This is a genomic window from Flavobacterium sp. J27, assembly GCF_004303025.1.
GTDB lineage: Bacteria > Bacteroidota > Bacteroidia > Flavobacteriales > Flavobacteriaceae > Flavobacterium.
The window spans coordinates 269,389-281,069 of the sequence record NZ_PJQW01000001.1 but is presented as its reverse complement, the minus strand read 5'-3'; the positions used below and the strand labels follow the sequence as shown (position 1 = coordinate 281,069).

At 30.9% G+C, this 11,681-nt stretch carries 11 protein-coding genes; 7 read left to right on the top strand and 4 right to left on the bottom strand.

What is annotated here, in order from left to right:
- Positions 1-1,028, bottom strand: a 1,028-nt coding sequence (locus CX675_RS20060) for a class I tRNA ligase family protein (protein ID WP_240723555.1), incomplete at its 3' end; no start/stop codon positions are given.
- Between the two features lie 155 nt (positions 1,029-1,183).
- Between CX675_RS20060 and CX675_RS01120 the strand changes: the two genes are divergently transcribed.
- Together CX675_RS01120 and CX675_RS01115 are read left to right on the top strand one after the other, a co-directional pair.
- Positions 1,184-2,059: an ABC transporter permease gene (locus tag CX675_RS01120; protein ID WP_130733373.1), complete on the top strand. Its 876-nt coding sequence runs from the start codon at positions 1,184-1,186 to the stop codon at positions 2,057-2,059.
- A gap of 76 nt (positions 2,060-2,135) precedes the next feature.
- Positions 2,136-2,381 carry a DUF3098 domain-containing protein gene (locus tag CX675_RS01115; RefSeq protein ID WP_130733372.1) on the top strand — a complete coding sequence of 82 codons (246 nt, stop codon included), beginning with the start codon at positions 2,136-2,138 and terminating at the stop codon, positions 2,379-2,381.
- Between the two features lie 401 nt (positions 2,382-2,782).
- Here the strand turns inward: CX675_RS01115 and CX675_RS01110 are convergent, their stop codons facing one another.
- The gene (locus CX675_RS01110) at positions 2,783-3,400 is read right to left on the bottom strand and encodes a response regulator transcription factor (protein ID WP_130733371.1); all 618 of its coding nucleotides are present in this window, start codon (positions 3,398-3,400) and stop codon (positions 2,783-2,785) included.
- Entirely contained in the window at positions 3,400-5,265 is a 1,866-nt protein-coding gene (locus tag CX675_RS01105; RefSeq protein ID WP_130733370.1) for a sensor histidine kinase, read from the bottom strand. The genes CX675_RS01110 and CX675_RS01105 overlap by 1 nt, the downstream gene beginning before the upstream one ends.
- A gap of 97 nt (positions 5,266-5,362) precedes the next feature.
- On the opposite strand from CX675_RS01105, the gene CX675_RS01100 reads away from it, so the two are divergent.
- The 5 genes from CX675_RS01100 (at position 5,363) to CX675_RS01080 (ending at position 10,978) form a co-directional block, all read left to right on the top strand.
- A complete protein-coding gene (locus tag CX675_RS01100; RefSeq protein WP_130733369.1) occupies positions 5,363-6,148 on the top strand; it encodes an undecaprenyl-diphosphate phosphatase in 786 nt (261 codons plus the stop codon).
- On the top strand, positions 6,148-6,843 hold the full coding sequence (gene truB / locus CX675_RS01095; protein WP_130733368.1) for a tRNA pseudouridine(55) synthase TruB: 696 nt from the start codon (positions 6,148-6,150) through the stop codon (positions 6,841-6,843). The genes CX675_RS01100 and truB overlap by 1 nt, the downstream gene beginning before the upstream one ends.
- A complete protein-coding gene (locus CX675_RS01090) occupies positions 6,833-7,396 on the top strand; it encodes a hypothetical protein (RefSeq protein WP_130733367.1) in 564 nt (187 codons plus the stop codon). Before truB ends, CX675_RS01090 begins: the two co-directional genes overlap by 11 nt.
- 136 nt (positions 7,397-7,532) lie before the next feature.
- Positions 7,533-9,368 carry a DUF1800 family protein gene (locus CX675_RS01085; protein ID WP_130733366.1) on the top strand — a complete coding sequence of 612 codons (1,836 nt, stop codon included), beginning with the start codon at positions 7,533-7,535 and terminating at the stop codon, positions 9,366-9,368.
- Positions 9,369-9,379: 11 nt separating this feature from the next.
- Positions 9,380-10,978 (top strand): DUF1501 domain-containing protein, encoded by a 1,599-nt coding sequence (locus CX675_RS01080; protein WP_130733365.1) that lies wholly within the window; start codon positions 9,380-9,382, stop codon positions 10,976-10,978.
- Here the strand turns inward: CX675_RS01080 and CX675_RS01075 are convergent.
- Positions 10,970-11,608: a thioredoxin family protein gene (locus CX675_RS01075; protein WP_130733364.1), complete on the bottom strand. Its 639-nt coding sequence runs from the start codon at positions 11,606-11,608 to the stop codon at positions 10,970-10,972. The genes CX675_RS01080 and CX675_RS01075 overlap by 9 nt on opposite strands.
- Between the last annotated feature and the right edge of the window lie 73 nt (positions 11,609-11,681).

Here is an 11,681-nt window from a genome sequence, read left to right as displayed (position 1 = left end):
GCTTCTTTTTGTTCGGGAGTTGTAATTTTAGCTACTAAATCGTGTTCTGGTGCTAAAGTCATAAATGTAACCCCAAAAATCGTATCAGGACGTGTGGTAAAGACTTCAACAGTTGTTGGTTGTTGGTTGTCGGTTGTTGGTAATACCTTAAAAGAAACCATTGCTCCAACTGATTTTCCAATCCAGTTGCGTTGCGATTCTTTTAACGATTCGGTCCAATCGATGGTTTCCAAACCTTGTAATAAACGCTCAGCATACGCAGAAATACGCATCGACCATTGCGTCATTTTTTTACGAATAACTGGATGTCCTCCGCGTTCTGAAACACCATTTACAATTTCGTCATTGGCCAAAACCGTTCCTAATGCTGGACACCAGTTTACTTCTGTTTCTGCTAAATAGGTTAAACGGTATTGTAATAGTATTTTTTGCTGTTCTTCATCTGAAAATGCGTTCCATTCGCTTGACGAAAAAATAGTAATTCCTTCATCACAAACTGCATTTACTGAAGCATTTCCTTCTTTTTCAAAAAGAGCAATTAAAGTAGCAATATCTTCCGCTTTATTGGCATCGTTGTTGTACCAAGAATTGAATAATTGGATAAAAATCCATTGTGTCCATTTGTAATAATCGGCGTTTGAAGTGCGTACTTCTCTACTCCAATCAAATGAAAATCCGATTTTATCTAATTGTTCACGGTAACGCGCAATATTTTCTTTGGTAGTTTTATCTGGATGTTGCCCCGTTTGAATCGCATATTGTTCTGCTGGTAAACCAAATGAATCATATCCTTGTGGATGCAACACGTTAAAACCTTTATGCCTTTTATATCTTGCGACGATATCAGAAGCGATATATCCTAGTGGATGACCCACGTGTAAACCTGCTCCTGATGGATAAGGAAACATGTCTAATACATAATATTTTGGTTTACCTGAGGCTTCAGTAGGGTTTTCTGCAGCGAAAGTTTGGTTTTCTGCCCAATATTTACGCCATTTGGCTTCGATTTCGTTATGAAAATATTTCATTTTTAAGTGTAAATTTTAAAAGTTTAAAGTAGTTTCCTACTTCTTAAAAAAACTGGTACAAAAATACATTTTAAAATATTAAAGTTAAAACTTTGTTGTTATATTCTATATAAACAAAATTTCTTTACTATTTTTACCTCATATTTCTAAATTTTATGGCATCTTCATTTGAAAATTATAACAAAAGACGTTTAATTTCATCTTACTTTTCAGTTGTATTGAGTATTTTTTTGGTTCTCTTTTTACTTGGAACTTTAGGTTTGTTTGTAATTAATTCCAAAAAAATAACTACCGATTTTAAAGAGAATATTCCGATGACAGTTTTCTTTAAAAACGAAGCGAAAGATAGTATTTTAGATGCTTTTGATACGCAATTGAAGAATTCTCGTTTTATAAAAGAGTATGCTTTTGTACACAAAGACAGTGCTGCCAAAAACAATGTGGATATTGTAGGGAAAGATTTCATGTCTTTTTTAGGTTTTAATCCATTACAAAATTCTTTTGACATCAATTTAAAAGGAGAATATGTTGTGGCAGATAGTATTAAGAAAATTGAGCACGATATTAAGAAGAATGAAATGGTATCTGAAATTATCTACGACAAGCAGTTAGTCGATTTGGTAAACGACAACATTAAAAAAATCAGTTTTTGGATGTTAATCATTAGTGGTTTTTTAGCTGTAATTGCCATGTTACTAATTAATAGTTCTTTGCGTTTATCGATTTATTCTCATCGATTTACCATTAAAACGATGCAAATGGTAGGTGCTACGAAGTCTTTTATTAGAAAACCTTTTATTTGGAGAAGTATTAAATTAGGGTTAGCAGGTTCTTGTTTGGCCATACTTGCACTTTTAGCATTAGTATATTATGCCGATGAATTTTTACCTAGTTTAGGTCTATTAAAAGATTATGGATCTTTAGCTATAGTATTTAGTGGTGTTTTAGTTGTAGGAATTATCATTACTTCAATAAGTACCTTTTTTGCCACACAACGTTTTTTAAATCTAAGAACTGACGATTTATATTAAATAAGACAACAATTCTATTTTTTTAGCGTTCAAATATTAAAATTAATAATACAAACTCATAAAATAACATATTTATATGAAAAAAGAGAATGAAAATAACCAACCAGAATTCTTATTTGGAAAAGCAAATTATACCTTTCTATTAATTGGTTTAGCTGTAATTGCTTTAGGATTTATTTTAATGAGTGGTGGTGGAAGCACAAATCCTGAGGTATGGAGCGAAGATATTTTTAGTTTTAGACGTATTCGCTTAGCACCAACGACTGTATTAACAGGTTTTGCTATTGTAATTTACTCTATTTTCAAGAAAGACAAAAAGTAATTAAAAACTACTCTAAAAGAAAGCACCCTTAAATCAGCATAGGCGTTTAAGGGTGCTACTTAACTTAATTTAATTTACAGTTGCCCAATTGTTTTTTGTTTGTTCTTTCTTGTTTGTTTATTTATTTGTCATTACAAAGAAAGCATATTACTTGAAGTTGCATACCCCTGAAAAAAGGGGTTTGTTGTTTTTTTTCAAAATTTAACAAAATTTACAAACGAGTAAAAAAGAAAATCCCCTTAAATCAGCGTAGGCGTTTTAAGGGGATTGTTACTTAATTTAATTTACAGTTGCCCAATTGTTGTTTGTTTATTTTTTGTTTGTTTACTTGTTTGTGTTACAAAGAAACTACATTACTAGAAACTGCAAACCCCTGAAAAAAGGGGTTTATTACTTTTTTTTCAAATTAAATTGATTTTCATAGCATATTTAATTAAACCTACAACATTTGTAGCACCTGTTTTATTTAATAAATTTTTTCTATAACCCTCTACGGTATAGTTAGATATATTTAATATTTCAGCAATTTCGCTGGTGGTTTTTTCTTCAATGATTAATTTTAAAACATCTATCTCTCGTGGAGTAATTTCATTAGATTTGTCTGTTTTTAATTTAAAATTCTTGATGTAATCGTTATAAATGTCTGCCTGAAAGAAAGATTCTCCTTGTAAAATCTTTTGAATTGCATTTAACAAATCAATACTAGATACATTTTTATTAAGAAATCCATTGATACCAAGCTGAATTAGTTTGTGAATGGTGGATTGATTAGTTAAACTACTTAATACTAATATTTTTATATCGAGTCCTTTACTTTTAACCGATTTTATTAAGTAAAAACCATCTTGATCTGGCAATTGCAAATCGGTAACAATTAAATCGGGAGAAAAAGTAGTAACAATTTGTATTGCCTTTTCTACGGAAGACACCTCAACTACTTCATATTTATTTCGTAGTACAGAAGCAATGCTTTCTGCAAAAACTTTATGATCGTCTACGACAAGTATTTTATGTGACATTATAAAGGTAATTTTAAATCTAAAATGGTTCCTTCATCAGAAGACATAATATAGATTTTCCCTTTAAGCATTTCAATTCTTTTTTCAATATTTTTTAAACCAATACCCGATTTTGAACTGTTTTTTGAAAAACCAACACCATTATCTTTGATGATGAGAAATAATTCGGTTTCAGATTGAAAAATATCTAATTGAATTGCAGTAGCTTTGGCATGTTTTAAAACATTATTAATTGCTTCTTGCAAAATTCTATAGATATTCAACAAAATAGAATCGTCTAAGGTATTAATTTTTTCGTCTATTAAAATATTCTTGGTTATTTTTATTCCTTTTTTCTCTGCAATTAAACACAAACTATTGATTAGCTGCGAAAATTCGATATCTAATATTTTATCCGAATTTAAATCATGGGACCAATCTCTAACTTCGTTATATAATTTATCTATTTTATCAACTATCGAATTAATATTAGCTGCTTCCAGTGCATCATTCGTTAATGAAACTTTTAATGCTCCAATTTCATTTGCTATTCCATCATGCAATTCTAAAGACAGTTTAGAACGTTCTTCTAGTTTTGCCTTAATTTTTTCCTTGATTATTTCAGTCCGTTGATGCTCTAGCATTGATTTCAATTGTTCTTCGTGTAATAACTGTTGGTTAGTACTTAGTTTTTTTTGTGTTTTTATTTTATTAAAATACACTCCGATTAAAGCAATTAACATGAGTAGTAATATACCAAAACCAATGACTAGTAATGATTTTATATTTTGTTCCTTTTGTATAATTTTTTCTTTTAAAGCTAGTTCTTTTTTGTTCTCTCTTAGTTGAAACCTAGATTCTAAATCAATTCCTAATTTTGCTTTTTCAACATTAAAAATACTATCCGTAATTTTATCAAATTGAGTTAAACTTTCATGCTCATTAATAAAATCGCCTTGACTTGAATAATAATCCTTATACGCTAAATAAACATCTTTTAAAACCTGAATATTTCCTTGATTAGATTCTAACGCTTTGTCTAAATTAAACTTAACCAGTCTTTCATTTTTCTCTACTTTGGCTAAATGAGACAAATTAAGATAGGTGCTTGACAATAAATTAGAATATCCATTCTTTCTTTGATAATGCAATGATTCATACAAACATTGATTTGAATTTTCTATATCCCCCAATAATAAGTATAAGTAGCCTAATTTGTTTAGATATAATGGATAACCATATACATCTTTATCTTCAAAAAGAGCAAAACCAGTTAGCAAATTTTCTTTTGCATTTAAATACTCTCCCTTTTCAAAGGCAATTTCACTTTTTCTAAGATAATAATTTTGTTCTGCAAATTTACCTTGGATTAAAGCAAAGGATTTATCAAAATATTCGTTTGACTTTTCTAATTGTTTTTCTCTCAAAAGTAAATCTCCCATTAGCATGTACATTAATCCTTTTTGCTGTGGAAATTCTAATTCGTTTATTTTTAATAAGGCCTGGGTTAATTCCTGAATCAATACGTTACTATCTACATAGTCTGTTCCCCAATTAGCATAATCTATTACAGCTTGGTAATATTGTTTCTTAGAGAAAAAATATTGCTTTGAAAAAGCCAATTGCTTTTGAAAAAAAAATCGAGCCGAATCCACATTACCAGAAAGATCATATATATAACCAAGATAGCGATACGAAATTACTTTATCTTCATTCGTTTTAGCTGAACTATAAAACTGATAAGCTTCTTCTTTAACTTTTTGAGGATTGGTTACATAACGTTCAGCTACTTTCTCTTTCACCACCTCAAATTCCTTGGAACCAGAATACTGAGCTAGTAAAGATTGAAAAAAAATCAATAAAAAAATAGTAATATATCTTTTCATGCTGACTAATTCTAAAAATATAAAGTGCTAAATCAAATTTTCTAAACTACAAAAAAACAACTAAAACTATTATAAAAAAACATATTTTTGTAAAATTATGAATACACTACAAGCTATTATACTCGCAATTATAGAAGGAATCACAGAATTTCTTCCTGTTTCTTCTACAGGTCACATGATAATTGCATCCTCTTTTTTTGGTATCGCCAGTGACGATTTTACCAAACTTTTCACTATTGTTATTCAGTTGGGTACCATTCTTTCGGTTGTTGTGCTCTATTTTAAACGTTTTTTTCAAAGTTTAGATTTCTATTTCAAGCTCTTTGTAGCTTTTATACCAGCCGTTATTTTTGGCTTATTATTAAATGACATTATAGACAGTTTATTAGAAAATCCTATTGTGGTTGCCATTTCATTGATTATTGGAGGTATAATACTTTTAAAAGTAGATGATTGGTTTGGTAATTCTGAAAATACTGAAATATCATATTTGACCGCTCTAAAAATAGGTTTTTTCCAATGTTTGGCTATGATTCCAGGTGTTTCGAGAAGTGGAGCCAGTATTGTGGGTGGAATGAGTCAAAAATTATCCCGAACTGCTGCTGCTGAATTTTCATTTTTTTTAGCAATACCTACTATGCTAGGAGCTACTGTAAAAAAGTTATACGATTATTACAAAGCTGGTTTTGAATTAACGCAAGACCAAACACAATTACTAATTATCGGAAATGTAGTTGGTTTTATTGTTGCTTTAATTGCGATAAAAGCTTTTATTGGTTACCTTACGAAACACGGCTTTAAATTATTTGGCTACTATCGTATTATAGCTGGAGCTGCGATATTAATTATTCATTTTTTTATTAAAGAATTAACTATTATATAATGACTGCCGAAGATTTCTTGAATGGTCAAGTTTTATTAATTGACAAACCACTAACTTGGTCCTCTTTTCAAGCTGTTAACAAATTAAAATATATTTTAAAAAAGCAATACGATTTACCTAAAAAATTCAAAATAGGTCATGCAGGTACATTAGATCCTTTAGCTACAGGTCTTTTAATTATTTGCACTGGTAAGTTTACCAAAAAAATAACCGAAATTCAAGCCCAAGAAAAAGAATATACTGGCACTATCACTCTAGGAGCCACAACACCTTCTTATGATTTAGAAACTGAAATAGACGCTACTTTCCCTATAGAACATATTACAGAAGTATTAATTGAAGAAACAATACAACTATTTCTTGGAGAAATAGATCAAAAACCTCCTGTGTTTTCAGCTATTAAAAAAGATGGAAAACGATTATATGAACATGCCAGAGCTGGTGAAGAGGTAGAAATAAAAGCCCGAAAAACTACTATTTATGAATTTGAAATTACTCGAATTAACTTACCAGAAATAGATTTTAGAATTAAATGCAGTAAAGGCACTTATATTCGCTCTATAGCTTATGATTTTGGAAAAGCACTTCAATCTGGAGGTCATTTAACTGCCTTGCGAAGAACAAGAATTGGAAGCTATAATGTAATCGATGCGGTCGATCCTATTGATTTTGAAAAAATAGTTCATGAAAATTAAAATCTTATTTTTTATTGGTTTTGTATACCAATTTAGCTTTGGCCAAGTAGAAACTATTATTAATGAAAATCAAGCTCCAACTCAAAAAATTACTTACACACAATTTGACATTGTAGTTCCTTTCAAAGGAAATAAAAACAGAGGAAATTATTATTCAGACGGTTCTCAAAATAACAACTGGTTTGTTCCTGATGGATTAGGTGCTAAATTTGGTTATGGAATTCATTATAATAAATGGATTGGTGTAAGTGCTAATTCAGGATTAGATTTTTATGGCAGTTATAAATTAGTAACTGCACCAGTATTTACAAACTTTAGAATCAGTCCAAGAATAGATGAAGAAACTAGAATTACAGCTCAATATAGTATTGGAAAATCTTTTGCAATTGGTAGAGGTAATCTACAAGGTATTTATCAGAAAGTCAGTATTGGTATAGAAACTGGCGAAGGTATTTGTATATGCATTGAAGGTAACTTCCATGGTTATTTTGTTGAAAATGCTTTAGACAAAGTATACAGTATTAATATTGGATTGTGTTTGTTCAATTTTTAATTTCTTACTAATTACTCTTTTTTAAACGCAAAATCTTATTTACCAAAATAGCTGCAACCCCTACTTTTGGGGGGTGTTATTACCAAAAGAATACTTTCTTTTGTAAGAAACTAACCTTCTAATAACTGTGGAGCTTATGAGGAATAAGATACTTACTCGAAGAGCGCTATTAAGGAAATTATTTTCAAAAGAAATCCTAGAAAACTATCAAACCGACCCTTTATTTCAGAAATATTCAAGGAAGATTTTTAACGGAAGACGAACACTTGCTTCTACAAATATCTCTAATCAAAACACCCTTTCTGAATTAGACAGAGTAAACCCAGTTACCTCTGGGTTAAACCCTTACACTGGCGCCTGGACAGACAGACAAGCCATACATTTATTAAAACGAACTGGTTTTGGTTTTAAAAAATCTGATTTAGATACTATTAGCAATCTATCCATGATGGAAGCGGTCGATTTAATTTTAAACATTGATGCAACTGTTCCTTTACCTCCCATAAACAATTATGAATTAGACGAACCAGACGAAAACAGTTTGCCTTATGGTGAAGATTGGACTACAGATGCTTTCATAACAAACGGAACAGGCAATACTACTGATAGAAAAAGAATGACTAGCCTCACTTCATGGATGACTAATCTAGCTATCAGTCAAGACATTTCAATTAGAGAAAAGATGGTACTCTTTTGGTATCACTTTATACCTGTTGATTTTGATTTTATTAAAGCCAGTTCAAATCAGTATATTTCTGGAAATACAGCAAGAGTTTGTTATCTATACATTAAAAATTTAAGAGATTTATCGGGAGGAAATTTTAAAACCTTAATACGAAGTATTGCTACACAACCAGCCATGATGTATTATTTAAATAATCAGGCGAATACCAATACCGCACCAGATGAAAATTTTGCCAGAGAAATAATGGAATTATTTACTCTTGGAAAAGGACCTAACAGTCAATACACTCAAGCCGATGTTATTGAAGCGGCTAAAGTATTAACGGGTTGGAGAGTGCAAAATTTAAACACTTCCATTCCTACAACAGAATTTGTTGTAAACAAACATGATGATAGTGCTAAACAATTTTCAGCTTTCTTTGACAACACTTTAATTTCTAATAGTGGAGTTCAAGAACTAGATGATTTTATCGATATGATTTTTGCAAAATCTGAAGTTGTATCGCAATATATCTGTAGAAGATTATATCGCTTTTTTGTATATTATGACATTGACCCATATATTGAAACAAACGTCATAGAACCTTTGGCTCAACATTTTGTAGCAAATAATTGGGAAATTTTACCTGTTTTAGACAAACTTTTTAAAAGCCAACATTTTTATGACATGGCAAACAGAGGAGTATATATAAAATCTCCTTTAGATTTATTCATTGGTTTTATCAGAACTATGAACATTGAAACTAATGTAAGTGACCCCACAAATTATAATGCACAATACTATATTTGGCAAAGACTAGATGATTTACTGGCCGACATGGAACAAAGTATGGGTAGTATTCCAAATGTAGCTGGCTGGCAAGCTTTTTATCAAAATCCATCCTTCCATGAGTATTGGATTAATTCTAATACGATTCAAAAACGATTTGCTTATCTTTCGTATATTTTTTATGGTATTACATTTACTCATAATGGCTTAACTATTAAAATAAAAGCAGATACATTAGCTTTTGTACAACAATTTCCGAATGCTACTTGTATTGACCCAAATCTTCTTGTGGATGAATGTGTAAAATATCTTTTACCAATAGATTTAAGTACCGAACAAAAAAACGATATCAAAATACAAAACTTACTAACTGGTCAAGCAACAGATTATTATTGGACACAAGCTTGGAACAATTATACTCAAGACCCTACTAATGAAACCTATAAGTTAGCCGTAACTACTCGTTTAAACGGTTTGTTTCTAACTATTATTCAATTAGCTGAATTTCAATTAATGTAATCCTGGAAACCATGAAAAGAAGAAAATTTATTCAAACATCTGCATTAGTTGCTGCTCCTCTATTATTTAATAAAATACCTGTTTTAGCTTCTTCACAATTAGAAAGCACTAACCTGCAAACATTAGCAAATGCTGCTTCAAATTGCGGAAAAATATTAGTTATCATTCAAATGAGTGGTGGTAACGACGGCTTAAATATGGTTTTTCCAAGGGACAAATGGTCTGAATTATCCAATGCAAGACCAAACATTTTACTCAATGAAAATGAAGTTTTACCATTAAACAATAATATAACAACAGGCTTACATCCAGCCATGACCGAATTACAAGAATTATATAATTTAGGCGAATTAATGATTGTACAAGGTGTTTCCTATCCAAATCCTAGTTATAGCCATTTCAGAGCTACAGATATTTGGTTTACGGCTTCACAAAGTAATGAAACATTAGATACTGGATGGATTGGTAGGGCTCTAGATAGTATCTATCCTGATTTCCCTGAAGCTTATCCGAATAGCAACATGAGAGATCCACTAGCCATACAAATAGGATCCACATTACCATTTTCTCTACAAGGCCCAAACATCAATATGGGTTATAGCGCTCCAGATCCAAATCAATTACTAAATGTTATTAATGAAACCATAGATCCTGCTCCCAATACTGATTACGGTTTAGAACTTACTTTCCTTCGTTTAATGAAAGATCAAAGTAATGCCTATAAGGAAACCATACAAACTGCTTATAATGTACCACAAGAGCAAACAACTGAATATCCTGACGACAAATTAGCAGCTCAACTTAAAATTGTAGCGCGTTTAATTAATGGTGGTTTACAAACTCCTATTTACATTGTGAATCATCATAAAAGTTTTGATACTCATGAAAATCAAATCATGGAATCGGATAAAAAACTAGGAAGACAACCTGAAAATTTAGCCATTCTTTCCAAAGCTATTGGTGCATTTCAAACTGATTTAAAAAAAATGGGCAAATCGCATTTAGTTACTGGTATGACTTTTAGCGAATTTGGTCGTAGAATAAAAAGTAATGACAGTTTAGGAACCGATCATGGTTCAAGCGCTCCAGTTCTTTTTTTCGGAAGCTCATTAAATACTGGTGTTGCAAATGTTATTGGAACGGAACATCCTGTTTCTGGAATGATTGGTTCTTCACCCGATTTACCACAAAATGCTACCGTAAATCAACAAGTTCCTATGCAGTTTGATTTTAAACAACTCTATGCAACTATTATGAAAGATTGGCTTTGCATGACTGATGAACAATCGACAAGTGTTTTAGGAAGTAGTTTTCAAACCTTACCTATTTTCAGAAATGGTTCATTTAATCCGCCTATCGATAACAATTTCATCCTTCTTTTCCCAAATCCAATCAGTAACAATCAAATTAACGTAGCGTTTAAAAAGTTTATTAATACAGAAGTAAAAGTTAGTATACATGCACTCTCTGGAAAACTTATTTATTCCAACACCCACACCGTACTAGGCGACACCCTAAGTTTTTCACCTAGCACCATTCTTTCTAAAGGAGTTTACATCTTACAAATAAGATACCATACCTATGTTTTAGAAAAAAAATTCTTAGTGTAAAAAGGACTCTTTGGTTTTTGATGTTGCTACCAGATAATTATTCATTAAATGAATAATTTCTTGTTGCGTAGTAAGCCCTTTGTCTTGTAAATACCATTTTTGCAACTCAATTTTAATGGGTTCATCTACTACACCATGCTCCGATTTGTAATCTGCAATTAATTTTCTTGCTGGTTCTGGTCTTGGCCCCCAATCTGCAAGAACTTCTTTTGTTGAAGCATCAATAACTAACAACTTTGGTATAGAACGACTTCCATTAGTAAGAAACAAATCCATTAATGCTTCATGATCATCTCTTAAAACAATTCGTAAATCAATGGCTTCATTTAATATTGCCATTTTATTTATTATAGGTAGTAACTGCGCAGCATCTCCACACCAACCTTCTGTAATTACCAGCCAAATAAAGGGCTTTTTGATGCTCTTTATATTCGAAACTATACTCGCATCTACAGTTATTGTCTTATCTAATCGTTTTACCCTAGTTTCGTTTAATTGGGAGTAATGCAATAGAGCTTCACTTTGAGTGTTTCCTGTTGAAAGACCTTGTTCTATTAATGTTGAAACTAATTTTGTATATTCTTTATAGCTGTAAGAATTTGATAATGCTTTTTCTATTATATTTTTCATCTCTCATGATTTTATTTTACAAATTTAAAGCTAAATTTGAACATAATATGTTCGTTATGTTACATATCTATTT